The sequence below is a fragment of the Bacillus sp. 5w2 genome (assembly GCF_054353775.1).
Map to the genome: position 1 here is coordinate 239,700 of NZ_JBTIWT010000003.1, position 25,533 is coordinate 265,232.

27 protein-coding genes are annotated in these 25,533 nt (G+C 36.2%); 5 read left to right on the plus strand and 22 right to left on the minus strand.

All coding sequences use genetic code 11. The features are described from left to right. Window positions 1-38: 38 nt before the first annotated feature. The 9 genes from murD to panE form a co-directional block, all read right to left on the minus strand. Window positions 39-1,391 (minus strand): UDP-N-acetylmuramoyl-L-alanine--D-glutamate ligase, encoded by a 1,353-nt coding sequence (murD, locus tag ACXY7N_RS08570; RefSeq protein WP_016086553.1) that lies wholly within the window; start codon window positions 1,389-1,391, stop codon window positions 39-41. Continuing rightward, window positions 1,392-2,366, minus strand: coding sequence for a phospho-N-acetylmuramoyl-pentapeptide-transferase (gene mraY / locus ACXY7N_RS08575; protein WP_000893058.1), 975 nt, complete (start codon window positions 2,364-2,366; stop codon window positions 1,392-1,394). A 22-nt stretch (window positions 2,367-2,388) separates the two neighbouring features. Continuing rightward, window positions 2,389-3,864, minus strand: a complete 1,476-nt coding sequence (gene murE / locus ACXY7N_RS08580) for a UDP-N-acetylmuramoyl-L-alanyl-D-glutamate--2,6-diaminopimelate ligase (RefSeq protein ID WP_016086552.1) — start codon at window positions 3,862-3,864, stop codon at window positions 2,389-2,391. Window positions 3,865-4,071: 207 nt separating this feature from the next. Further along, on the minus strand, window positions 4,072-5,988 hold the full coding sequence (locus ACXY7N_RS08585; protein ID WP_016086551.1) for a stage V sporulation protein D: 1,917 nt from the start codon (window positions 5,986-5,988) through the stop codon (window positions 4,072-4,074). Window positions 5,989-6,069: 81 nt separating this feature from the next. After that, window positions 6,070-8,220: a penicillin-binding protein gene (locus ACXY7N_RS08590; protein WP_082181445.1), complete on the minus strand. Its 2,151-nt coding sequence runs from the start codon at window positions 8,218-8,220 to the stop codon at window positions 6,070-6,072. A 21-nt stretch (window positions 8,221-8,241) separates the two neighbouring features. Continuing rightward, entirely contained in the window at window positions 8,242-8,604 is a 363-nt protein-coding gene (gene ftsL / locus ACXY7N_RS08595; protein ID WP_016086549.1) for a cell division protein FtsL, read from the minus strand. Between the two features lie 15 nt (window positions 8,605-8,619). Then, entirely contained in the window at window positions 8,620-9,552 is a 933-nt protein-coding gene (rsmH, locus tag ACXY7N_RS08600; protein ID WP_016086548.1) for a 16S rRNA (cytosine(1402)-N(4))-methyltransferase RsmH, read from the minus strand. A gap of 370 nt (window positions 9,553-9,922) precedes the next feature. Beyond that, a complete protein-coding gene (bshC, locus tag ACXY7N_RS08605) occupies window positions 9,923-11,539 on the minus strand; it encodes a bacillithiol biosynthesis cysteine-adding enzyme BshC (RefSeq protein WP_016135263.1) in 1,617 nt (538 codons plus the stop codon). Window positions 11,540-11,618: 79 nt separating this feature from the next. Then, window positions 11,619-12,509, minus strand: a complete 891-nt coding sequence (gene panE, locus ACXY7N_RS08610) for a 2-dehydropantoate 2-reductase (protein WP_016086546.1) — start codon at window positions 12,507-12,509, stop codon at window positions 11,619-11,621. A gap of 363 nt (window positions 12,510-12,872) precedes the next feature. Here panE and ACXY7N_RS08615 point away from each other — a divergent pair, with 363 nt between their 5' ends. Continuing rightward, window positions 12,873-13,346, plus strand: a complete 474-nt coding sequence (locus ACXY7N_RS08615; protein WP_016086545.1) for an N-acetyltransferase — start codon at window positions 12,873-12,875, stop codon at window positions 13,344-13,346. Between the two features lie 35 nt (window positions 13,347-13,381). Here ACXY7N_RS08615 and ACXY7N_RS08620 read toward each other — a convergent pair whose 3' ends face one another. The 3 genes from ACXY7N_RS08620 to ACXY7N_RS08630 form a co-directional block, all read right to left on the minus strand. Then, window positions 13,382-13,888 (minus strand): RsfA family transcriptional regulator, encoded by a 507-nt coding sequence (locus tag ACXY7N_RS08620; RefSeq protein ID WP_016086544.1) that lies wholly within the window; start codon window positions 13,886-13,888, stop codon window positions 13,382-13,384. Between the two features lie 129 nt (window positions 13,889-14,017). Beyond that, a complete protein-coding gene (gene rpmF / locus ACXY7N_RS08625; protein ID WP_001984764.1) occupies window positions 14,018-14,191 on the minus strand; it encodes a 50S ribosomal protein L32 in 174 nt (57 codons plus the stop codon). A gap of 61 nt (window positions 14,192-14,252) precedes the next feature. Beyond that, entirely contained in the window at window positions 14,253-14,753 is a 501-nt protein-coding gene (locus ACXY7N_RS08630; RefSeq protein ID WP_000872144.1) for a YceD family protein, read from the minus strand. Between the two features lie 153 nt (window positions 14,754-14,906). Here ACXY7N_RS08630 and ACXY7N_RS08635 point away from each other — a divergent pair, with 153 nt between their 5' ends. Continuing rightward, window positions 14,907-16,148 carry a nucleotidyltransferase gene (locus ACXY7N_RS08635; protein WP_367888057.1) on the plus strand — a complete coding sequence of 414 codons (1,242 nt, stop codon included), beginning with the start codon at window positions 14,907-14,909 and terminating at the stop codon, window positions 16,146-16,148. 24 nt (window positions 16,149-16,172) lie between these two features. Here ACXY7N_RS08635 and ACXY7N_RS08640 read toward each other — a convergent pair whose 3' ends face one another. Beyond that, window positions 16,173-17,198 carry a SepM family pheromone-processing serine protease gene (locus tag ACXY7N_RS08640; RefSeq protein ID WP_016086542.1) on the minus strand — a complete coding sequence of 342 codons (1,026 nt, stop codon included), beginning with the start codon at window positions 17,196-17,198 and terminating at the stop codon, window positions 16,173-16,175. Next, the gene (locus ACXY7N_RS08645) at window positions 17,191-17,982 is read right to left on the minus strand and encodes a patatin-like phospholipase family protein (RefSeq protein WP_016086541.1); all 792 of its coding nucleotides are present in this window, start codon (window positions 17,980-17,982) and stop codon (window positions 17,191-17,193) included. Before ACXY7N_RS08645 ends, ACXY7N_RS08640 begins: the two co-directional genes overlap by 8 nt. A 112-nt stretch (window positions 17,983-18,094) precedes the next feature. Here ACXY7N_RS08645 and ylbJ point away from each other — a divergent pair, with 112 nt between their 5' ends. Beyond that, window positions 18,095-19,324, plus strand: a complete 1,230-nt coding sequence (gene ylbJ / locus ACXY7N_RS08650) for a sporulation integral membrane protein YlbJ (RefSeq protein ID WP_016086540.1) — start codon at window positions 18,095-18,097, stop codon at window positions 19,322-19,324. Here ylbJ and coaD read toward each other — a convergent pair. Further along, window positions 19,316-19,807 (minus strand): pantetheine-phosphate adenylyltransferase, encoded by a 492-nt coding sequence (gene coaD, locus ACXY7N_RS08655; RefSeq protein ID WP_016086539.1) that lies wholly within the window; start codon window positions 19,805-19,807, stop codon window positions 19,316-19,318. The genes ylbJ and coaD overlap by 9 nt on opposite strands. Beyond that, entirely contained in the window at window positions 19,804-20,370 is a 567-nt protein-coding gene (gene rsmD, locus ACXY7N_RS08660) for a 16S rRNA (guanine(966)-N(2))-methyltransferase RsmD (protein WP_016086538.1), read from the minus strand. Before rsmD ends, coaD begins: the two co-directional genes overlap by 4 nt. A 600-nt stretch (window positions 20,371-20,970) precedes the next feature. Here rsmD and ACXY7N_RS08665 point away from each other — a divergent pair. Then, window positions 20,971-21,360, plus strand: coding sequence for a DUF7147 family protein (locus ACXY7N_RS08665; RefSeq protein ID WP_000616012.1), 390 nt, complete (start codon window positions 20,971-20,973; stop codon window positions 21,358-21,360). A gap of 55 nt (window positions 21,361-21,415) precedes the next feature. Here ACXY7N_RS08665 and ACXY7N_RS08670 read toward each other — a convergent pair whose 3' ends face one another. The 6 genes from ACXY7N_RS08670 to ACXY7N_RS08695 all read right to left on the minus strand — a co-directional run bounded on the left by ACXY7N_RS08670 (window position 21,416) and on the right by ACXY7N_RS08695 (window position 24,951). Then, the gene (locus ACXY7N_RS08670) at window positions 21,416-21,682 is read right to left on the minus strand and encodes a YlbG family protein (RefSeq protein WP_002080814.1); all 267 of its coding nucleotides are present in this window, start codon (window positions 21,680-21,682) and stop codon (window positions 21,416-21,418) included. A 126-nt stretch (window positions 21,683-21,808) separates the two neighbouring features. Then, a complete protein-coding gene (locus tag ACXY7N_RS08675; RefSeq protein WP_000634355.1) occupies window positions 21,809-22,258 on the minus strand; it encodes a YlbF/YmcA family competence regulator in 450 nt (149 codons plus the stop codon). Window positions 22,259-22,374: 116 nt separating this feature from the next. Beyond that, window positions 22,375-22,947 carry a histidine phosphatase family protein gene (locus ACXY7N_RS08680; RefSeq protein WP_033657734.1) on the minus strand — a complete coding sequence of 191 codons (573 nt, stop codon included), beginning with the start codon at window positions 22,945-22,947 and terminating at the stop codon, window positions 22,375-22,377. 82 nt (window positions 22,948-23,029) lie between these two features. After that, a complete protein-coding gene (locus ACXY7N_RS08685) occupies window positions 23,030-23,275 on the minus strand; it encodes a YlbE-like family protein (RefSeq protein ID WP_001200991.1) in 246 nt (81 codons plus the stop codon). Window positions 23,276-23,287: 12 nt separating this feature from the next. After that, the gene (gene ylbD, locus ACXY7N_RS08690) at window positions 23,288-23,731 is read right to left on the minus strand and encodes a YlbD family protein (protein WP_016135265.1); all 444 of its coding nucleotides are present in this window, start codon (window positions 23,729-23,731) and stop codon (window positions 23,288-23,290) included. Between the two features lie 185 nt (window positions 23,732-23,916). Continuing rightward, window positions 23,917-24,951 carry a CAP domain-containing protein gene (locus tag ACXY7N_RS08695; RefSeq protein WP_016086536.1) on the minus strand — a complete coding sequence of 345 codons (1,035 nt, stop codon included), beginning with the start codon at window positions 24,949-24,951 and terminating at the stop codon, window positions 23,917-23,919. 206 nt (window positions 24,952-25,157) lie between these two features. Between ACXY7N_RS08695 and ACXY7N_RS08700 the strand changes: the two genes are divergently transcribed. Further along, window positions 25,158-25,523, plus strand: coding sequence for a YugN family protein (locus ACXY7N_RS08700; RefSeq protein ID WP_016086535.1), 366 nt, complete (start codon window positions 25,158-25,160; stop codon window positions 25,521-25,523). The last annotated feature ends 10 nt before the right edge of the window (window positions 25,524-25,533 follow it).

A 25,533-nucleotide genomic window follows, 5' to 3' on the forward strand; every position in this document is an offset into this window, starting at 1 on the left:
CATCAGTAGGTGTTAGCCTACTGATGTTTTGATTTACTTTATATAAGTTTATGCACAGCTTGTATAAAAATGTCTCCTCTTTCTTCAAATGTTTTAAATTGATCCCAGCTTGCACATGCTGGAGAAAGAAGAATTACATCGCCATCTGTAGAATGAGCATAAGCTTTCACTACCGCTTCATCTAAAGTATCGACACTTTCAATTGTATCTAATCCCGCTTTTTCTGCAGCTCTTACTAATTTTGGAGCTGTTTGTCCAAATGTCACAATTGCTTTTACATTTTTGAAATACGGAATTAAATCATCGAATTCATTTCCACGATCAAGCCCACCTGCTAATAACACAATCGGTTGTGTAAACGCAGATAAAGCTTTCTCAGTCGCTAACATATTCGTTGCTTTTGAGTCATTATAAACCTTACGATTGTTAATAGTTGTTACATATTCTAACCGATGTTTTACACCTGTAAAACGTTTTAACACCGCCGTAATCGCTTCATTAGAAACACCCAATAATTTTGCGATACTCATTGCTGCTAAAATATTTTCTAAATTATGCTGACCAGGTAAAACGATATCGTCTACTTCAACAACTTTTTCACCTTTAAAATAAAGAGCATTCTCTTTTATACACGCACCATCTTCAATTTCTTTCGTTGTCGAGAATAGTACCTTTTGACCTTTACTATAAGCAGATAGAGCCATCACATCTGCATCATCTGCATTTATTACACTATAATCATTTTCTGTTTGGTTTTTAAAAATATTTGCTTTTGCTAAACCATATTCTTTCTTCGTCCCGTGATAATCTAAGTGTGCCTCAAATAAATTTAAAAACGCAGCAATTTTAGGTTGGAACAATTCTACTCCCATCAGTTGGAACGATGAAAGTTCTGTAACTACAACTTCATTTTCTTTTGCATCCTGTGCTACTTCACACGCTACAGTTCCTATGTTTCCTGCAATTACAGGATGCTTTTGTCCTTCTTTTAGCATTTCAAATGCAAGCATTGTCGTCGTCGTTTTCCCGTTAGACCCCGTAATCCCAACAAATGGCGCTTCTGAAATACGATATGCTAATTCAACTTCCGTAACAATTGGAATTTGCTTTTCTTTCGCAGCAATTAATATTGGATTAGAATACGGGATTCCTGGATTCTTTACAACAAGAGAAATATTTCTCTCTAACAATTCTAAAGGATGACCACCGCATACAACGTCCATTCCTTTTGCTTGTAATTCTGCAGCAAGTACATTATCCGCTAAAGGCTTTCCGTCATTTACAATAACATTTGCCCCTAATTTTTGTAACAGCGTAGCTGCTGCATAACCACTTTTTGCAATGCCTAATACAAGAATATTTTTATTTTGAAATTCAGTTACAGTTTTCAATTACATCCACACCCCGATATAAATTCCTAACACAGCTAATAAAAATCCTACAGACCAAAACGTCACAACAACACGCCACTCTGACCAACCACATAATTCGTAATGATGGTGTAATGGACTCATTTTGAAGACACGTTTTCCTGTTGTTTTAAACGAAATGACCTGAATAATAACAGATAAAGTTTCCATTACGAATACGCCACCAATGATTACAAGTAGCAATTCTTGTTTTAATAAAATCGCTACAGCTGCAATGGCTCCACCTAAAGCTAAAGAACCTGTATCTCCCATAAACACTTTCGCTGGATTCGCATTGAATACTAAAAATCCAAGTACTGCTCCTACAACTGCCATACAGAATATCGCTACTCCAAATTGCTCTTGTGCTACTGCAATAATACTAAACGCTCCAAATGCAATAGCAGCTGTTCCTGATAATAAACCATCTAAACCGTCAGTTAAGTTAACTGCATTTGATCCACCAATAAGCATAAATAGTACAAGTACAAAATAAGCCCAACCTAATTCAAACTTAACATCTGTTCCCGGAATCATGATGTATGTGTGGAACGCTTGCCCTTTTCCAATTAAAAAGAACGCAATAGCAATAACAAGCTGACCTACTAATTTTTGTTTTGATGTTAAACCAAGATTTCTCTTCTTAACTACCTTTATGTAGTCATCTAAAAATCCAATCAATCCGTAACCAAACGTCACTAATAATAATAATGAAACCTCTGCACCTAAATGATTAAACTTAATCGCCATAATAAGTGAAGTTACCATCATAGATACATATATGACAATACCACCCATTGTCGGTGTCCCTGATTTTTTTTGATGTGACTTTGGTCCCTCATCACGAATACTCTGTCCGAACTTTAATTTCCTTAAAAATGGAATAAACAACGGCGAAAGGGCAACAGAAATTAAGAATGCTACCCCAGCCGTTACTAATAAACCTTGCTCAAGCACATGTAGTCCTCCTCTCATGTTGTTACTCTTCGTTGTTTAAACGCTCTGTAATTGCCTCTTTAGCGACTTCACGATCGTCAAAATGATGAACGTCTTTACCAATAATTTGATACGTTTCATGACCCTTACCAGCAATAATGATTATATCTTCAGCTTTCGCGTTAGCAATTGCATGGTTTATCGCTTCTTTTCTATCAATAATTACTTCATAATTATTCCCATTTGCACCCTGTACCATATCATCTAAAATAGCCCCTGGCTCTTCACTTCTTGGATTATCCGAAGTGTAAATTGCATGAGTTGCATATTTAGTTGCAACACTTGCCATGATTGGTCTCTTTGTTCGATCTCTATCTCCGCCACAACCGACGATACAATATACATCGCCTTTTGCAAACTGTTTTGCTGTTTTTAATACATTCTCTAAGCTATCTGGTGTATGTGCATAATCAACAATAACTGTATAATTTTGTCCACCATCAACCACTTCAAAGCGTCCTGGAACTCCAGCTAGTTGCTTTATTACATCAATAACCGTTTCTAAACTTACACCAGAAACAAGTCCTGCCGCTGTTGCCGCTAGTACGTTATATACATTAAATTTACCTATCAATTTCATCGTAACATTTACACTTTCATACGGTGTTACAAGCGTAAATGTAGTTCCACCACTCGTCATAACGATATCTTTAGCCATAATATCACTTTCTGTATCAATTCCATACGTTACAACAGTTGCTGCAGTACTTCTCATATATTCCGCTGTTACAGCATCATCGTTATTCAGTACCGCGTATTTTTCACGATTATGATTATAACTATTGCCAAGTTGTGCAAATAGCAACCCTTTTGCATGTTTATATTCTTCCATCGTTTTATGATAGTCTAAATGGTCTTGTGTTAAATTTGTAAACACTGCTACATCGTAATCACATCCGTGTACACGACCAAGATCTAAAGCATGTGACGAAACTTCCATTACTGTACTATCTACACCGTGCTCAACCATTTTTGAAAATGTCTGTTGAAGTGTTAGTGCATCTGGTGTTGTATTTTTCACCTCAAATGTTTCATCACCGATTTTCATATTAATCGTTCCAATTAGCCCCGTTTTATGACCATGTGCGCGCATAATCTCATCCATAATATGCGATGTTGTTGTCTTTCCATTTGTACCTGTAATTCCGATTAAATGTAACTTGTGTGTTGGTTGACCATAAAAATAATCAGCTAAAACCGCTAACGAACGAAAAGTATTTTTCACAAGTACAACTGGAACGTCAACATCAATTGGTCTTTCCGCAACAATAGCAGCCGCTCCTTGTGCCGCTGCTTGCTTAGCAAAATCATGGCTATCAACCGTATATCCTTTCATACATACAAATAAGCTTCCCTCTTTCACTTTACGTGAATCAGCTTCTATAGATGTGATTTCTGGATTTTCTTTTGGAACAACTGGAAAATCATGCAAACATGATAAAAGTGTATGCAACTTCATTTCACTAAACCCTCTCTACATTGTGTATTTATCTCTTTTTTAATAAGCAACACGTTACCTCCTAAATATGTAAAATAGGAGGTAAGTGCTACGGTGTCTAATAAATAGACTTATTTATAATTAGGGCTCTTACAGCCTCAAATTAAGTAACTCTTCTATAAAGAACTCACTTCCACCAATTGTACCATAAAACGTACTAGGTTACCTTTAATTCCCGAAGTAAATTCTAATTTTTGAGCCTTCTTTCACTTTAGCTCCTGCTTCTGGGGATTGTTTAATTACTTTCTCCCCGTCTCCACTTATATCAAGCTTCAAATCGACGAGTTGTGTCTGTAAGTCTTTCTTTTTCATACCAATTAAATTCGGAACTTCCACAGTTGGTGTATCGCCCCATTTATATTCTCTCTCAACTTGTTCTTTTCTCGGTTTCACTCCCATAACAGGAAGTGCATCCCGAAGAATATTCCCAACAATTGGAGCTGCTACTACTCCACCAAATTGCGTTACACCTTTCGGATTATCAACAGCAACATAGACAACAATCTCCGGATCATCCGCTGGAGCAAAACCGATAAAAGATACTATATAATTATTCTCTAAATATTTACCATCTTTCACCTTTTGAGCCGTACCTGTTTTTCCACCTACACGATACCCATCAATGAAAGCACCTTTACCAGATCCCTTTGCTACAACATTCTCTAATGCATACCGAACTTTTTCTGAAGTTTCCTTGGAAATAACTTTTCTTTTTTTCACAGGTGTCTTTTTACTTACAACTTGATTATTTTTCGGATCAATAAATTCCTTAGCTATATACGGTTGATACAATGTCCCACCATTTACAGCCGCTGCTACTGCTGCTACTTGTTGAATTGGTGTTACAGAAACTCCTTGACCAAATGAAGTAGTTGCTTGCTCGACTGGACCAACTTTATCTAAATTAAATAAAATCCCACTACCTTCACCTTGCAAATCAATTCCGGTTTTCTGTCCAAAGCCGAAATTACGAATGTATTTAAACAATCGGTCTTTACCAAGACGATCACCAAGTTCAATAAATCCTGGGTTACATGAGTTTTGAACTACTTCTAAAAACGTTTGGCTACCATGGCCTCCTGCTTTCCAGCATTTCAATCTCGCTCCACCCACTTCAGCTGCTCCATCATCATAAAACGTATCTTTCTCTAAGTCTACTAAATTTTCATTTAAAGCTGCCGCTAACGTAATGATCTTAAATGTTGAACCAGGCTCATACGTACTCCATACTGGTAAATTTCTATTATACACTTCTGGAGATACACTTTGAAAATCTGCTGGATCAAAACTCGGCCGACTCGACATACCTAAAATTTCACCATTTTTCGGATTCATTGCAATCGCAATCATACCATCTGGATTATATGTCGACTCTGCAATATTCATTTCTCTTTCCATAATTCTATTAATACGCGCATCAATTGTTAAGCCTAAATTCAAACCAGCTTCTGGTTTTTTGAAATCATCGCCAACATTAGGCATCCTTTGTCCTTTTGCATCTGCAAAAAAACGCACATGACCTTCATCACCATTTAGCTCTTTATCATAATATTTTTCAAGCCCCATAAGACCTTGGTTATCACTACCTGCAAACCCTAATACGTGTGATAAAAAGTTACCAAATGGATAGTACCGGATAGAGTCCTCTGCGATATAAACACCTTTCAAACTTAATCCTCGTACCTCTTTCGCTTTATCATGTGATATTTTTCTTCCGCCTTTATCTAACCTTACAATCGATTCTTTTTTTGTAATCCTCTTATAAATCTCATCTTTTTCCACACCTAATACTGCAGCTAACTTCTCTGCAGTCTCTGCTGGTTTTTCAATTTGCCTCGGTACAACAAAGACAGTTGGGGCACTTTTATTCGTAGCAAGTTCCACACCATTTCGGTCTAAAATCTTCCCACGTTCAGGTTCAAAAGTAATATTACGACTCCACGAATCCTTCGCACGATCCGTTAACATATTCCCAAGAAAAAATTGTACATATCCAAGACGAATATCGATGATAGTGAAAATAAGTATACCTGATATGAGTATAAAAATAAGTCGTTTTCTAACTGTTACATTTGATACACGCATATTGGAACAAGCCTCCCTTACGCCTAGCTTGTTCCAATATATGCTTGTACTTATTTAATTAGAACTTCTTCTCTTTTACCATTACTGTTTTTCTGCTTCTTGTTGTGGTTCAAGTGGCGGTACAAGTGTTACACCTAACTCTGTGCCAGGTTGCAACAATGTTCCTTCTGCCACACTTTGTTCAGTTACGTATCCGGTACCAGTAGGTTTTAGGTTAAGCTTTAATGTTTTCGCTAAATTCATAACATCACGCAGTGCCCAACCTTGTATATTTGGCATTGTAGGTTTATCTCCTACTAAGAAGACTCGGTCACCCTTCAATGTTTGCTCAGTCGCTTTCGGCACTTGTTGCTGTACTTTCCCTTCACCTAATACAATTGGACGAAGTTTTGCTTTATCAATTGCTTTTTTCGCTTCTTCCATCGTTTTTCCGGTTACTTCTGGAACAGCAGTTTGCTGCTCTTTCACATATTTCTTCGGATCTTTCACTTCATTCGGCTTAATCTTTAAATACTCTAAACTATTTTTGGTTACATATTTAAAAATATCAGCTAAAGGCTGTGCACCATTCTCATCATCTTTCAATTTCGGCTGTTTAACAGCTACATACACAACAAGTTGCGGATCGTCCATAGGTGCCATCCCTAAGAATGAGAATATATAATTCTCTCTTCCCGTCATATATCCACCTTTTCCATCCGGAATTTGCGCTGTTCCTGTTTTACCACCAACTGAATATCCATCGACTTTATAAGCAGTTCCTGTTCCTTTCGGAGATGTAACAACGCGTTCTAATAACTGTCTTACTTGCGCTGCTGTTTCTTTTGTAACAGGTTTTCCCACTTCCTCTGGCTTATGTTCTAATTTTACTTCCCCTGTTATTGGATCTACAATTTTATCAATTGTATAGGGCTTCATCATTTTCCCATCATTTGCAATAGCAGTTGCAGCTTGCACAAGCTGAATTGGTGTTACAGTAGAACCTTGTCCAAAAGCTGTTGTTACTTGCTGTATTTGCTGATCGAATACAATGGTATTTGAACCTTCACCAGGTAAATCAATATTCGTTTTTTCATCTAATCCAAAGCTATGAATATATTTTCGGAAACGTTCTGGACCAAGTTTTTGATCCCCTAAAATTGCAAACGCTACGTTGGAAGAACGCTCTACCCCTTCATCAAACGTGATAGATCCCCATCCAGCACCACCGTTATGGTCTTTTATTTTCCGGTTTCCGACTTGATATGTACCAGACTGATAATAATCTTGTCCCTTGTACACACCTTCATTAATGGCTGCTGCTAGTGTGAAAATTTTCATTGTTGATCCAGGTTCAAATGCATTTGCAATTGCGTCATTATAAAAGTACTTATTATTCTCTTGGTTCGGATCATAACTAGGCTTACTAGACATCCCTAGTATTTTCCCTGTTTTTGGATCCGCAACAATCCCTATTAAACTTTCTGGTTCATAATGTTTACTCGCTTCTTTCATTGCGTCTTCTAAATAACTTTGAATACGCTGGTCAAGCGTTAAATATACATTATCTCCATTTTTAGGTGCCTCTACATTCACTTTCCCGCCGTCAAGAGACACACCTTTACGATCGCCTGTATAAGCTACTTTTCCGTTAGAAGCTCCTAAATACTTATCCAAACTCTTTTCTAAACCAAATTGCCCTATAGCAATCCCCTTATCATCAGGTCTTGCATGACCTACGACATAAGATGCGAAATCACCGTTTGGATACACTCTTGCATTTTCAGTAATAAAGGATATGCCGGGCAATTTTAATGCTTCTATTTGTTCCTTCTGTTCTTTCGTCAAGCCCTTGCCTAATTTCCCAAATTCCACTTGACTTCTACCTTCTTTATTTAACGTATCTAAAATCTTCTCTTCATCTTTTCCAAGTACTCCCGCAATTTTCTTTGCAGTATCCTCTTTATCCTTAACCGGATTCGCACCTTTTAATTCCGCTACAAGTTTATAAGAGTTTGCATCTTGCGCTAATACATGACCGTTTTGATCATAAATCGTCCCGCGATTCGCTTCTAGAACTCCTGTTTTACTATGCTTTTGCTTAGCAAGTTCATCCAAATCATGATTATGAACAGATCCTGTTGCTTGTATGTAAAAAAATCGGGCTAACAATAGCAAAAAGAGCAGGAGGAATAAAATCATAAAGTACCCTGCTCCCTTATTGGTATGAAATTTAGTCATAGTTCTCTTCATTTTCCCTTCACACCTATTGCCTTATTTGAGGCCCTTCACATTATTCGCATTAATTTCTAGGCCATGTTTTTTTGCAACTTCAGCGATTCGTTCATAGCGACTTAACTTCTCTACTTCAGCCTGTAACTCTTGATTTTCTTTTTGCTGCTGTACAATATTTTGTTCTATCGTCGCAGCTTCTACATTAACTTGGTAAAGGCCTGCTTTATTTCCAATAAACGCTACACAGGCATACAATAAAAAGCCAATAAATGCTACATACAACAGTTTTTCGATTCTTGTAATCTTCGCTTTAGCTTTTGGCTGAACCATCTGCTGTGGGGGTGTTTGAATCTGTATCTCCTCTTGCGCTTGTTGTTTGTACTTTACAGCTAAGTTACTCATACCTCTCTCCCCTTTTTATCGTTTTTCAGCGATTCTCAATTTCGCAGAACGCGCTCGATTATTTTCTTCTAACTCTATATCAGAAGGTAAAATCGGTTTTCTTGTAATAAGCTTTAATTTGGGCTTAAATTCATCAGGAATAATTGGTAATCCTGGTGGTAATTGTGGCGTTGTACTATTTCGCTTAAACGTCGTTTTACAAATACGGTCTTCTAAAGAATGGAATGTTATAACACTAACCCTTCCACCTGGCTTGACCATCTCAATTGCAGATTCCAACGCTTCTTCAAATACTTTCAACTCATCATTTACAGCAATACGGATTGCTTGGAACACTCGCTTCGCAGGATGCCCCCCTGTTCTACGAGCAGGAGCTGGAATACCCTCTTTAATTAGTTCTACTAATTCTCCTGTCGTTTCAATAGCTTTATTCTCACGATACGCTTCAATTTTTCTTGCTATTTGTTTTGAAAATTTCTCTTCACCATACTGGAAGAAAATTCTTACAAGCTGTTCATATGACCAGCTATTTACAACATCATATGCTGTTAATGGGGCATCTTGATCCATCCGCATATCTAACGGTGCATCATGATGATAACTAAAGCCACGCTCTGGTGTATCTAATTGTGGGGATGAGACACCTAGATCAAATAAAATACCATCTACTTCTGTTATACCTAATTCCTGTAATTTTTCAGATAAATAACGGAAATTACTCTTTACTGTTATGAACTGCTCACCGTATGAAGAGAATTTTTCTTTCGCATTTTGAATTGCTATCTCATCTTGATCAAATGCGATTAATTTTCCGCCGTCAGTTAATTGGGATAATAAATAAGAACTATGTCCTCCTCCCCCCAGTGTACAATCTACATATGTACCACCTGGCTTTATATCTAAGCCGTCTACTGTTTCCTTCAAAAGCACTGTTACGTGTTTAAACATTGTTGCACCTACTCTTTTTCCAATTAATTATGTTGAATGCATCTCCTCCCCTAAACGCATATTTCACGATTAGAGAACGAAATACTATGAAAGAACGACTCATTTAACTTGCCTACAAAGGCAGCATACTATACAAATCGCTATTTTCTTTTATTATATACTAAATTTTATCATCTTTTGCGGGAATTTAAATAAAAAACTGTCGAAAAAGATAATAATACGTTTACATTTTGTGCTATTTTGTCATATATTTAAGTATCCTGCATAATTACGTCATTCAGCGTTTTTTCAGATTGATAATTCAGAAAAATTTCACTTCACAGTAAATTCAACAGAATAAAAATAAAATCCTGCTCCTAAGAGCAAGATTCTATAGTTTTATAACATGATGTTTTCCGTCCCAAGAAAACGGGTTTTCCATTACACGATCAACGAAATCCAAACCGAACTGATTTAAATAGTAACATATATTCCACACACGCTCTTGCGGCGCTCCTAATGGACGAAGCGCAAATTGTATGCGACGGAACTTATTTAGCTGCACTTCATATTTTTTCTCAACATTTTTTTTCAACATTCTTTCCAACAGTTCAATTTGTTCATTAATTTTGAATTCATTTTTCCCTGCAAACGCACTTAATCCAGGATCTATTTTCTTTACAAACTGTTGTAATGACGTATGAATATCAATTATTTCTTTTTTCGCCTCTACAAATCGATCATCTATCGGTTCCTCTATTTGATTAGATAACCAGTTTTCACGCAAATTATCTACGTTATTAAAAAACGGATCACTAACTTGCAATTGTAAATCGTATAAATCTGTCGCTACATCCCTCTCTATATAAGTGATCGTAATACGCGGAACGACAGGCGGCATTTGGAAACCGATCGTATGGAAAACTTGTTGCAATTCACTCCAGTAAGCTAATTCCCCTGGTCCTCCAATAAACGCGAGCGTAGGAAATACATACTCTTGCATAAGAGGGCGCGTTACAACATTATTACTAAAGCGTTCCGGACTTCTTTCCATCTCTTCCATCAATTCCTCATATGAAAAGGAGTACGCCCCATCCTTTCCAACAAACTTCCCTTGATCGTCTTCAAGTAATATTCGCTCATTATCAATTTCCATGAATATATGTACTGCATTAGACTTTGTTTCAATAATCGGTTTATATCCTAATTCTTTAATTACTTCCTGTTGATTATGAAGCCCCTCTTGCACTTCTTTATATTTACCTATAAGTTGCTTGAAAAACGGCACTTCTAATCTTCTTAATTCAGGGTGATGCGAATCGACAAGAATTAAACCAGAATTAACGAACATTTTCATAATAAGATGGCCAAAGAAATCTACATACGTATTCGATTTCCCCAAAGAATCATCAATAAATTGCAGTACATCCTTTGTAAAATTCGTTTCAGGGTATGTTTTAAAAATTTCTTCAATCCACTTTCTACAGTCTTCCAAAGAAAGCTCGGACTCTGAAGCACTCGCCTTTTTCGGATTACGATCATGAAAAATAGTCTTTTTTATTTTTTTATTCTTCGTTACAAAAGTATGATTAATTTCATCCATATCATGGTCTTCACCAGCAATCCAGAAAACAGGAACAACTTTAACACCTAAACTTTCTTCCTTTTCCCTCGCAAGCTGTAAAACTGAAATGATTTTATGAATTGTATAAAGTGGTCCAGTTAATAACCCAGCTTGTTGTCCAGCTATAACAACATATGTATTTTCATCTCCAAGCGCTTTTACATTTTGAATCGTAGCTTCTCCCGCTTGTAATTTTGTATTATATTCTAATAAATGCGCTACTAAATCTTGGCGGAAAAACTCCCTCTCACGCAAATCATGTACACGCTGTTTAAAAGCATCTTCTGTTAACATATAGTCAAAACACGACTGTATCTCTTTTTTACCGTTCATATAGTCCGCTACAACACCTTGTTGCGGAACAGAGATTTCTTTTATCTCCATATAATTCTTCCTTTCGTATCCTGTTCTCTCACCAATCCACATTGTAGTCAATGTTTCACGTAAAAGCAAAGAATTACACTTATACTTTTACTTCTAATCCTTTTATTGCATCGAACAAAAATTGAAGTGTCGGAACGGATCGTTGCTGTTTCTTAGCTTCTTCTAATACATATCCAACAATCGCACCAATTTCCGTTTGTCTATTCGCTCTTACATCTGCCAGCATAGATGATGTATTATGCGACGTTCTTTCACATACGTGGCGTACCATTTTCCATACCATTTCTTTTTCTTCTTTAACAAGAAAAGCGACTTCCTGAAATACTTGCTCCATCAATCGATAAAAAAACGGGTTCGTAATCAACTCTCCGTTCTGGACTTGTAATAATGCTGTCAATGGATTGATACATACATTAACTACTAATTTTTTGTGCATGACATCCTTCCAATCATCTTCTATTTGAATCGGAAAATGAGGAAAAGGAAAGCAATTAAATATTTTTTCAAAATGTATAGACCGGCCGTGCACGATTCCAAACTTCGTCACACCTATCCCCGTATGATAGACGGTATGTCTTTCTTCTTTTTTTGCACCATGCTCTACAATCCCCACTGCAATATTTTCATTCCCTATTTTCTGCATAGCATGAAGGTGCGACATTCCGTTTTGCAAAAAGATTAATGAGGATTCCCCTCGCACAAAAGGTAGTATGTCAGTTATATGATATTGCTTAACAGCAATAAATATATAGTCTAGCTTCTGGTCTCGCATATTTTCTATTGGCAAAACAGACGGGAATACCGTTTCACGTTTTCCCTCCCTCATACAAGTTACACCCGTTACATTCAATTCCTCAGCCTGTTTAGCTGTCCTTGTAAACAACGTAACATCTTGCTTACTTTTTTGTAAATAAAATGCATACAATAGACCGATTGCTCCTGGTCCCACAACTCCGATTTTCATTTTCACACAAGGAACTCATATGAACAAGAAACATAAGTCCCTTTTCCCTCCCCTTTTTATCCCGCAAACGCCAGATTGGTGCGGAATAATAATTAATTAAAGGTGAACCAATCCCACCGATTAAAGTTTCACTTTATCTTCCTCAATTACATTAACACAGTCGACAATTTCATTACCAAATGCAGCCCCTTCTTTCAATATGTATATACTACCTATCAATGTGCTTCTACTCTTAGTTTAGCAAATCCTCAAAAAAATAATAAAAGAAATATACTATCTTCTTCATAAATATAAAAAAATGAGTTATAATATTATTATAAATATTTTTACTTTTCTGCATTCAACGAGACAAGAAAAGGATGTGATGTTATGGGATTCCCAAAAGTTGAGCGCTTGCTCATCAATTATAAAACATTAGACGAATTTAAAAAATTTAAAGGTTGCGGAGCTCAAGAACTATCCATGTTAGAAGAATTACAAGCAAACATTATTGAAAACGATAGTGAATCTCCATTTTACGGTATTTATTATGGCGGATCACTAATTGCACGTATGAGTCTATACATGAAAAGGAACGGCGGAGAACCATTCGAAATTACAGGTACTTACCTAGAACTCTATAAACTTGAAGTGTTACCAACATTCCAAAAACAAGGATTCGGAGAAATGCTTGTAAATTATGCGAAGGGGCTGCAGTTCCCAATTAAAACGATCGCACGTATCCATTCAGCTGGTTTTTGGGATAAATTAAATTTCCATCCTGTATCAGTACCTGATGGTGATTTTTATGTTTGGAACCCAGAAACAAATTTGAATACGGTTACAAACGAAGAGTCTGCATAAGAAATAAAAAAAACAGCTACATAGCAGCTGTTTTTTTATTTCTTTAACTTCTCCAATTTCCCATTCGAACGAGCGCTATTTCTTTCTGCTACCATTACACTTCTTTTTTGATCGATATAATCAAGCAATGTTCTATATTCTTCCTCATATACTGATAACCGCTCCAAAAGACTCTCTCTCTCTGTTTGTAACGATTCAATTTGCTGTTGCAACACCATTAAAGAATTTTCATCTTTATAATTTTGTAAGAAATCAATAACATCATTCAATGTAATTGACGTAGGCTCTAATACCTTTGTCTCTTTCACTTCATAATTTTCTACTTTACGTAGTTGCTTCGCTTCTTCAATACGTTCTTTGTATTGCTTTCTAACGTAAGAATTCCATCTAAAGCCACATGCTGCTGGTGTACGAGATAAATGTCTTCCCACTTCTTTAAAGGCAGATAATTGCGTTCCACCTTCTCGAATATGCCGGAGTACTACTTCTGCCAGAAGCAAATCTTCATCATCAGTCCAAGCATCTTGTCTTGTTGTCGCCATCTCTCTAGTCCTCCCTATGCATTTTTTATTAAGCATATGCAGTTACTAGAAAAGATAGAATACAACAAATAAAGAATAAGACAAAAAAAATAAACGCAGAAGATATCTTCTACGTTTATTTTCCCGCAATTACTTGCTGATTACTTCTTTACCTTTGTAAGTACCGCATGCTTTACATACACGGTGAGCTAATTTCGCTTCACCACAGCTTGGGCACTCTACCATACCAGGTACTGATAATTTGAAATGCGTACGACGCTTTCTTTTTACTGTTTTAGAAGTTCTTCTAAAAGGTACAGCCATTCTTCCCACCTCCTTAAAAGAAATAGTTATTTTCATATGAAGGCCTGAACCAGTCTTCCGATTATTTGTCAAAAAACTTTGCAAGTCCTGCTAATCTTGGATCAACAGTCTTTTCTTTGTTTTCTTCCGAAATCACTTGCCAGTCTTGACCTTGCATCGGTGCTCCACCAGAAACATCATCACTGAAAATTTGCATTGGAATCTCCAAAAGTATATTTTCCTTGATTACGGGCAGTAAGTCAAGTACTTCTCCTTCTAAACAATGAATTTCAGCTTCAGTTTCAAATTCTTCTTGTGAAGTTTGGAACACCTCAGTTGTTTTAATGTCAAATGGTAATGTCACATCTACTAAAGAGCGAGAACATGGTAAAACCATGCTTCCAGTTATATGTAGATGGAACGTAAACTTACCGGAGCCAAAATCAACTCTTCCTGTTACATGAACAGGATTAATTTCACGAATATCTTTCTCGACCTCTTTTAGCTCACTTACATCTACCATCTCATCCAATGTCAATCCTTTATTTCTCAATTTATTCAATTGATGGATGGACCATTTCATATCATATCACCTCAAGGCAACAAACAAAATTATAGCTAGCCATTTTATATTTGTCAATGTTTTTTCTTTACACTATAATGAAGTCATCATAGTAAATATTATATAGAGTATCACGTTTTTCAAAAAGATGCTACATCGAAAGGAGAGATTACCATAAAAGCCAGTGGTATTGTTGTTGAATATAACCCTTTTCATAACGGTCATGATTATCATGTGCAACAAACAAAAAAGTTAACACACTCTGATATTACAATCGCTGTTATGAGTGGCCCTTTTTTACAGCGTGGTGAGCCGGCACTCATATCCAAATGGTATCGCACCAAAATGGCCTTATCATGCGGTGTAGACCTCGTTGTAGAGCTTCCATATGCCTTTTCAACACAAAAGGCTGAAACCTTTGCAAATGGCGCTATTTCTATTTTAAACGCCTTACACGTTTCTGAAATTTGTTTCGGTAGTGAAGATGGACAAATCGAAAATTTTTATAACACCATCTCTGTGCAAAAAAATGAAGAAGAGACTTTTAATCGTCTTGTAAAGCAATTTATGAACGCAGGTAATAGTTACGCAAAAGCTACATCTGAAGCTTTCCTACACATTTTACCTTCTGAAAAAAACATAGACATGTCACAACCAAATAATATTTTAGGTTTCCAATACATGAAAGCAATCCTCTCACAAAATAGTTCTATACAAGCACAAACGATAAAAAGATTCGCATCTCATTATCATGATGAAACATTTAACGACCAACATATTGCAAGCGCAACAAGTATTCGCAAACAACTTTTTAGCGAAAATAGTTCCTTTGCAGCAATTGAGCCTTTTATCCCAGAAGCGACTGCTTCTCTTTTAGCAAGTTACAAGCAAAACTACGGGATATTGCATAATTGGGAACAATACTTTTCATTTTTCAAATACAAACTCATGACGATGTCTCCAGAGAACTTACGACATATATATGAAATAGAAGAAGGTTTAGAGCATCGTATTTTATCAAAAATCCAAACCAGTTTCTCCTTCCATTCATTCATGGAAGCATTAAAAACGAAGCGTTATACGTGGACTAGATTACAAAGAGCTTGTACACATATTTTAACAAATACAACAAAAGAAGAAATACATAGCGCAAATATAGAGCAGCATGCACCGTATATTCGTCTACTAGGCATGTCACAAAAAGGACAAACTTACCTTTCAAAAAACAAGAAAAAAATAGAGCTTCCCATCCTTACCCATACAAAAACATTTGACCATCCTACTTTACATATAGAGCGAAAAGCCAATTCTGTATATTTCTCCATCATGCAAGAACCATTACGAACACAACTACTAAAACAAGATGCAACACATCATCCAATTCGTTATGATGAAACAACTGCAAAATTCCTATAAAAAACCTCTCTTTTTCAGAGAGGTTTATTTTTTCTCGCCCATTTTCTCCAAATACATTAATGCATCTTCCAGTGTATCAACTGGCACAACTTTCATTTTTGTTTTAATATCTTTCGCAGCCTCAAGCGCATCTTTATAATTCGATTTCTCCGCACCTTTTTCATTTGGTGCAAAGAACACTTCGGCACCAGCATCACTTGCAGCGACCACTTTTTGCTGAATACCACCAATCGGGCCAATTTCTCCCTTTTCATTAATCGTACCTGTTCCAGCTATTTCATGCCCTTTTGTTAAATCCTCTTCCACAAGTTGATTATATATTTCTAGTGTAAACATTAGGCCTGCCGATGGTCCGCCTATTTCATGAGAATCAATTTTCACTTTCGGATCTACCACTAAGTCTCTTTCCGTAACGATAGAAACACCTATACCTACACGCCCATTTCCATTCGGAATGGTCTTTACATTTAAATTTTCTTTTAACTGTTTTCCATTCCTCTTGTACTCAATATTTACTGTATCTCCTTCTTTTTTCCCTGTCATATATTCAATAAATTGCTCCGTTTTTTCGAATGATTTTCCGTCTACACCTATGATAACATCCCCAAGTTTAAGCTTTCCTTCTGACGGCATCCCTTTCGCTACACCGGCAACCAATACTCCTTTATTTTCAAAAGAAACAGTACGATTTGCACGTTTATAAGCATTATAGATTGCTGCATTTTGCGAATCTTTCATTGCATAATTTTGGCGAAATTGATATTCTTCATCACTCTCACCTCTTTGCAATATTTCTTCCGCTTTCGAAATATGTGTATACTTATTAAACTGCGCTGCTATTAAATTCACCACGTTTGCCGGCCCCATTGAAACCGTAACAAGCATAAAATCACCAGATTCTTTTGTCCCCCCCTCAACTTGAACGTAAGGCTCTAATTTGGCAGCCATTCCTGGTTTTGTTACATAATACGGTAAACGTACGTAAACAAGTAACATCGCCAATATAACCCCTATTAAAATTGCATATATAAACCGAAAACGCTTAAACATTATATTTCTCCTTCCACTGCTCAATTAATAAATAAATATTTGCAACATGTTTTTCCGCTTCTATCTCACCAACTCGAATAATGTCTTCAATGTTTGTAAAAGCACGTGAACTAAATTGTTCTACAGCTGGTCGCATCATTAAATCCGATGCAATTTGTCTATTCATCACAAGCTCATGTTGCATAATTTCAATACTCTGCATAATTACATCATAAATAGACGTAACCTCTCCATTTACTTTAATTGGGGATACATCAACAGCAATGACAATATCAGCACCTAACTCTTTCACAACCGATACTGGAATACGATCAATCACTCCGCCATCCACCAATAATCTTCCATCTATTTTCTCTGGTACAAACACTCCAGGTACAGATATGCTAGCTCTTACCGCCTCTGCAACAGGACCACTTGTAAAAACTACTTTTTCCCCCTTCAAGATGTCAGTAGCCACAACAGCCGTCGGGATATCTAACTCTTCTAAATTTTTATTATATGTAAACATTTTAATCATATCTTTGACACGTTTTCCAGCAATAAATCCCATTTTCGGAACCGTAAAATCTAAATAATATTTCCTCTTAAATACATTTGCCAGTTTATACAGTCTTTCAACGTTAGAGCTAGCTGCATAAAATGTACCTACTAACGCCCCCATACTACTTCCTGCAATCATATGAATCGGTATACCATTTTCCCTTAAAACTTTTATAACACCAATATGAGCAAACCCTTTTGCGCCCCCAGATCCAAGAGCTAAACCAATTTTCGGTTCTTTCATTTTTCTCACCCTTTAATTTTTTTCATTCCTTTTTCATACTTATGGTCTAAATTCACCACGTATCCACGTATACTGAAATGAACGTTTTTGGGACAAAGGGGGATTTACTTACATGTATGAAAAATGGAAAACGGCTTTCCTTACCATATCAACATTGTTTTTAACCTTTTCTCTTGTACTCCACCCCCAAGCTGCTTTGCAAGCTTCCATTCGAGGGTTAAATATATGGTGGGAAGTTGTATTCCCTTCACTTTTACCGTTTTTCATCATTGCGGAACTTCTAATTAGTATTGGTGTTGTAAAATTTATAGGCGTTATATTAGAACCACTCATGCGACCACTTTTTCGCGTCCCAGGGATAGGCGGATTTGTTTGGGCAATGGGAATGGCTTCAGGATTCCCTGCTGGCGCCAAATTAAGCGCTAGACTGCGTAAAAGTAATCAGCTAACACAAATCGAAGCAGAGCGCCTCGTATCTTTTACAAACTCATCTAATCCACTTTTTATTTTCGGAGCTGTTTCTATCGGTTTTTTCAATAATCCGAAATTAGGAATCGTATTAGCTGCTGCACATTATTTAAGTAACTTTGCCGTCGGGTTACTGATGCGTTTTTACGGCAATAACAACATTTCCATGAATGATAAACATACTACTAAAAAACGTCCTTTTCAAAACCCTTTTTCAATCCTACACGAGACACGCATGCAAGAAAAAAGACCAATAGGAAAATTACTTGGGGACGCTATCGTTTCTTCTATTCAAACGTTACTTATGATTGGTGGATTTATTATTTTATTCTCTGTTTTAAATAAAATGATTACTGTATTTCATATTACAGCAGCCCTTTCTTTTATTATGCAACATATTTTATCATTCTTCCAATTAACTACCGAATTTAGTATTCCGATATTATCAGGCATTTTTGAAATGACACTCGGAAGCCAAATGATTAGTCAAATAAATGAAACACCCCTCCTGCAGCAAGCTATGGTAACAAGCTTTATTTTAGCATTTAGCGGCCTTTCTATTCAGGCACAAGTTGCTAGCATATTAGCTGAAACAGACATCCGATTTAAGCCCTATTTTTTCGCACGAATTATCCAAAGTATTCTTGCACCTATCTTTACTTTTATATTTTGGAAACCATTTTATGAAAAAGTAAGCTCTTTTTCACCTATGCAAAAAGATATCCCCGTATTTTTATCGAATTCTTCTTCTACACTGCATGAGATTTGGACATCTTTTGTACACTATGGACCGATATTTACTTTATTTTGTTTATATGTATATGTTATCTTATTATTTTTTCGTAGCAACAAAGAAAAACCCCGTTCACTTTAACGGGGTTTGAAACTTTTCTTTTAAAGCACGTTCTACAACAGGAGGTACAAGATCTACTACGCTTCCTCCATATCTCGCAACTTCTTTCACAATGCTCGAGCTTAAAAATGAATATTGGTTGTTTGTCATAATAAAAAAGGTTTCAATGCTCTCATCTAATTTTCGATTCATAGAAGTAATTTGCATCTCATATTCAAAATCAGAAACCGCTCGTAACCCACGTAAAATCGCGTTTGCATTACGCATTTTCGCATACTCAACTAGTAGTCCACTATGTGAATCTACTTTTACATTCGGGATATCCTTTGTTGCTTCTCGAATTAAATCTAAGCGCTCTTCAACTGAAAAGAACGGTTTTTTTGACGAGTTGTTTAAAACTACTACGTATACCTCATCAAATACTTTTGCTCCCCTTTTAATAATATCCAGATGCCCAAGGGTAATTGGATCAAAACTTCCCGAAGAAATAGCTATACTAGTCATTCCGTCCCCTCACCTTCATACTTATAAATCGATATTGCTGTAATCCCATAATTTTCAGCTCTTACTTTTACAAGGCTCCCTATAGAATCAGGTAAAACCACATCATTACCATGCTCTGACATAATTAATCCATCTTTATGTAGCAATCCATGTTGATCCATCACACTAATTAAAGATACAATTTTTTGATCTTTATATGGAGGATCAATCAATATAAGATCGAATGATATTTCACGTTTTATAAGAGCCTTTACCGCACGTTCTGCATCATTTCGATATACTTCAGCTTGTTCCTGTATTCGACAACTTTCTAAATTTTGATGGATCACCTTTATTGCTTTATTATCTCGATCAACAAAAATTGCTTTATCAATCCCTCTACTTATAGCCTCGATTCCAAGACCACCACTACCACCAAATAAATCAAGAGCGATACCGCCATCAAAATAAGGGCCTATCATATTAAAAATTGATTCTTTTACTTTATCTGTCGTTGGACGTGTTGTATTACCTGGCACCGCTTTAAGTGGATGCCCTTTACATTTTCCTGAAACTACTCTCATCTGTTGTCACTACCTTTATTTCAATCTATCGAGCAAGTATAGAAAACCATTCTCCATTCGGTAACCGCTACCAAACTATACTATTCCATGAAGTTTCCCATTCATCTTTCAACTAACACTAAGAGAACTTTGGCTTAAAATAACCGCTCTGCATTTTTATGTATTCATCTCACCATTCGCTAACACGAACCCATTATGTATATTTGTCTCACTTTATCCCGCGTTAACGCCCGATTGGTGAAGGCTAATAATCAGCAGGGAATGCCCCACCGATTAAAGTTTCACTTTATCTTTTTTTATCCTATCATAAAATAAAAAAAAGAAAAATAAAAAGCCCAACATAAAATTTAATTTCATGATGTATATCTTCATTTAGATTGGACATAAATAATTATAACAACATCACCTTCGATGTTGTTGCCAACCGCGGAGAAGACTTACGTTTCCCCATAAGTTCTTCCTCCGGTTTCTCCTCTCCCTTTGCCTTCTTACTAGTACATGCTAGTATAAGAAGGGCCCTGCTTTGCAGGGTTTTTTTTCTTTGTCTACTTTTCATTTAAAAAGTGAGGTGGTACAGTAAAAGAAAGAGGAGGAAAAAATATGATTCAACGCTTTATAGAACTCGGAGAAGGCTACTCTGATTTATATGAATTACTTGAAATTGCCAAAGCAAATCAAGAACGTATAACACATATGTTACAATTTGAAACGATTAAAAATGAAAAAAAAGTGTGCTCACTTGTTGTAATATTAAAACCAACTACTACTGGTGATTTCCAACCATTATACATATGTCGTGAAGGCATTCCTGTACTTGAAAATAAAAAAAGTAAACGCGTCATTTTATTTGAAGAAACGGCAGAACAACTAGGAAGAAAAGTGACTACCTTTACGGTAAAACCATCCACAACTTTCCCAGAAAAAGAACTGTTTTTCAATCATTTAATTGGTATTTTACGAATGAATAATTTCATTCCTCCAATGAAATAAATTGTTATTTCAAGTGAAAAAATCCCCCGCTAAAATTAGCAGGGGATTTTTTCTATTAACTATAATCGTATTCTTTTGCCCGATCAGGACGTGAATTTTCAAATTCCGTTTTTAAATATGGGCGGTACGACTGTTCTATCTTCTTCACAAAAGGAAGTTTGTTCAACTTTTGCATCATATGCTCAATTTGTTCCATATCACAATATACTACTGCGTATTTTAAGCGTTTTGATATGTAATGTATGTTACCATATTTCCTTAAAATCTTGGCATGTTTCAATGAATGTAAATAAACAATCATACTTTGTCGTTGCCCGAACATAATCTTCTCCATCTTCTCCTTTTAAAAACATATATTTTATATTTTATGAAAACCAATCAGAAATTTATGACATTACAGGACAAACTCTGTATACGTTTTCTTCTATCTTCTAAAAAACGGGGTAAATTACCCCGTTTTACAGCCACAACCTCCGCCGGTACCACAACCGCCACCACAGCCACCAGCATCAAAAAATGGATTTCCTGTTGGAACTTTGATGGAAGAAGACACCTCAGAACCGATTGCTACACTAACTTCATCTAACAACTTTTGCAAAGCTGTTTCTACTCGTTTAAAAGCTGCAACCTTATCATGTAAGTCTACAGAACGCTTTAACTCCCTCATTTTCGTCGAAACGAAAGTATAATCAGGATGGTATTTACCGAAACGTTGCACTTCTTCATATCGTTCTTTCATCGCTGTAAATTGCTGAATTAACGTCTGAACTTCCATATCTTCATGCAATTCTTTATAACACTTACGATAGTCTTCTGCTATATCTGAACAGATAATCGCTTTTGCAAGCTGCTCTGCCTTATCTAATATCAATACGCTTTCCAGCGTCGCTACAATCATGAGAGACACCTCCGAGTATTCATCATACCACATTTAGAATAGAACTACTAATTGAAGTGTCTCACTAAACAGAAAGATATCACTCTAACTATTTTCCGTACAATCCCAGCACATACTTATACATTAATATGTTCGGCAATATTATATTTCAGAACATCCCATTTCCCACTATTTTCTTTCACATAACTAATACATGCATTCTTTAATGGTGTCTTAAACGAAATATCTTCCGGTGCAATTGCATGTAAAATTGCTTTTATCGCATGTGAATGAGCTACAATGATAATACGTTTGCCAGAATGAGTTTCTGCAACATCTTTTATAGCAGCAAAGCAACGAGTTACAATCTCTTCATCTTGCTCCATACCTTCTACTTTACCTTCTGCAATTAGCTCCCTAACAGTCGCAACCGGCTTCCCAGAAGCTTCGCCAAAATTACGTTCAACAAATCGCTCATCTAATAAAATCGATTGCAATCCTGCAGCTCCTGCAATTTCCTTAGCTGTTTCGTGCGCTCTAATTAATGGGCTACTTATAATTACATCCCATGCTTCCGCTTGCAAAGCAACTGCACTTTGACTTGCTTGCTTCTTTCCCACTTCATTAAGTGGAATATCTTCACGTCCCTGAATAATCTCTTGAAAATTCCAATCAGTTTGTCCATGTCGTACTAAACAAATTTCCGTCATGCTCATGCTGCAACTCCTTTTTAAATAATCCGCTTCTATTGTATCAAAAGTTCTGCATGACGGACATAGTTTTCCCTTCCAATTATGTTGTATTTTGCTGCTTCATATACTGAAACATATCGATCATAATGGAGGCAACTGCCAATTGGTTTTGAAATTTCTCAACTTTATCTGGTATCGTTTTTTTGAAATGCTGCATAGCCGCTAACTCAAATGCCTCTTTTTCTTCAGGGTTTCGCGTTAGTTTTCTATACCAGTACGGTTGCTCTCTAATGTAGCGAGATAAATCCTCATCAGCCTTTATAAACTCCATAATTTCTGCTCTCATCCTCTTCCCCCCCTAATCCTTCTGAAAGAAAAATGGATTATTTTCGGAAGTACTCTCTTCTTGCCGCGCGGGCTTCCCTTGAAATTGTTGAATAACTTGTTGCACACTACCAATAGCACTCGTCACATTGGCTAAATGGTGTTGCATTTGTTCTACATCTAGCTTTTTAAAGAAAGAAAGCATTTGTCCCATCACATCAGCAGTTTTTTCCTCTTCAGTTCGATTATCCTTTTCTTTTTCTTTTTTATTTTCTTTTACCGAAGAAAAAGCAGGCGCTCCATCTGGTCTAAAAGTTGCCCATATCGGATCTTCTTCACCAAGTAAGTACCATTCCTCATAAAACTGTTGCCAAGTTTTGTGACCACTTCTAACCTCATGGACCATTTTAGGGTGATGGTTTACAAACTCTTTAAACTGTTGAACCGATGGATGTAACGGTCCTTTTGTTGTTGGCATAATCCTCACCTCTTCATGTATATCTACTATATAGTAAGAAAAAAAAGGCGCATGGTTCGCCTATTTTTAGACGATTCATGCACCTTTTTATCCTGCTATTTGCATAGGGTAAGATTCCAACCTACAATTCAGTGGATACGGAGTAAATAACCGGGAGATGTACATCCCTCTACTTACACAAAACTTTATTTTCGAATAAAGTTTTGTGTATAAAATTTATCGTATACCCCAACACCTAATCCTGTAAATTGTTCATTTAATAAATTCTTTCTATGACCTTCACTATTTAACCAACCTTGCACCGCCGCAATTCCATCGCTATGTTGCGCAGCTATATTCTCACCAGCAAGTTGAAATCCTACTTTCCCACGCTGTAAACGATCTCCTAACGTACCTAAAGCAGGTGAATCGTGCGAAAAGTAATTATTATCCTTCATGTCTTTACTATGACCGATAGCCACATCTGCTGTTTGTTGATCCCATGCTAACAACGGTAACTTATGACGACTTCGAATAATATTTGTTAAATCAAAAATTTGTTGCATATTCCCATTCTCTATTTGTTTCAATTTATCTGGAGTCAATGGTTGTTCTGCTAGTAATTCACCTGAATAAACAAGCTGATATGGTCTTTGGCGTAATAACGTTTCGTCATCCATATAACGAACACCAACAAGCTCATGTGTAAAATGATCAAAATATAATTGTGCCCAGCCATCTTCTACAGGTATTAATGGTTGTTCCATTACTTCGGTATCAGATAACTCAAATTGATAACTATTCTTCCCTCTTTTTAACGAAATCTCATGAGAGAGTGGATTCTTTTTATAAACATCTTCATACTTTTCATTTATATAATAAGGCGGCACCTTAACTTGCTCACCAGCAACATACGCCGTTACAACTTTTCGTTCAGCAACCCCAAATTGAACATACTGAGCTAAATCTTGATTGTATACCCACCATTCATATCCGTAAGCAGATGGCTCTATTCGAGAAGGTTCTCCCCATTTTGCTAATAAATTTTCAGAGTCCCCACCAATCATATTTAAAACAGTATCGGAAGGGTCTTCATTTACTTGTTTTTTCTTTTTCACAATTTTATTTTCTTGTTTTGATTCAGATGGGGTTAATATATATTGTGAAACGAGTAATTTCCCGTATAAATCAACAGCTAAAATTAAAAATGTAATCATTACGATACGCAATAATTTCTTCAATCGATATACCTCCTGCATAAAACATAAAATTGAGATATACACAAATCCTTTTCTTTCCTTTTTTGTGTGTACCGTACTCTTTTCACTATATCATATTTTCGTAAAAAAAGTCTGGATTATCCCTTTTCTCTCAATACGAATTGCACTTTCTTATTATTCATACTATTATAAAAATAATGGTGTAACATTAAAAGAGGAGGTATTATATGCAATTTACAAATACGAAATTTAATGGGGCAGTCGTTGATTTAGCACTATTAACAGAGATTATGGAAAAGAACCATTTTGTACTTGCTGGACAGTGGGATTATGAACGGGTTACATACGATTATAAATTTGAAATATTAAACGATATTTATTATTTGCGTGTACAAGGTTTAGCTGTTGAAGGTGACATTGGTAGCAGACACGCTGAAATAAAGCTACTTACTCCCTTATTAGGTAAGCATTATTATCCTCACGGCGTTGAATACGGTGATGGTGAAACTTTCCCAACGAATGTACTTCAAAAAAGTGAACAACTCTTACAAAATATCGAAAAAGAGTTAAAAGAGTTCCAAATTATCGAGTAACCAAAAACGA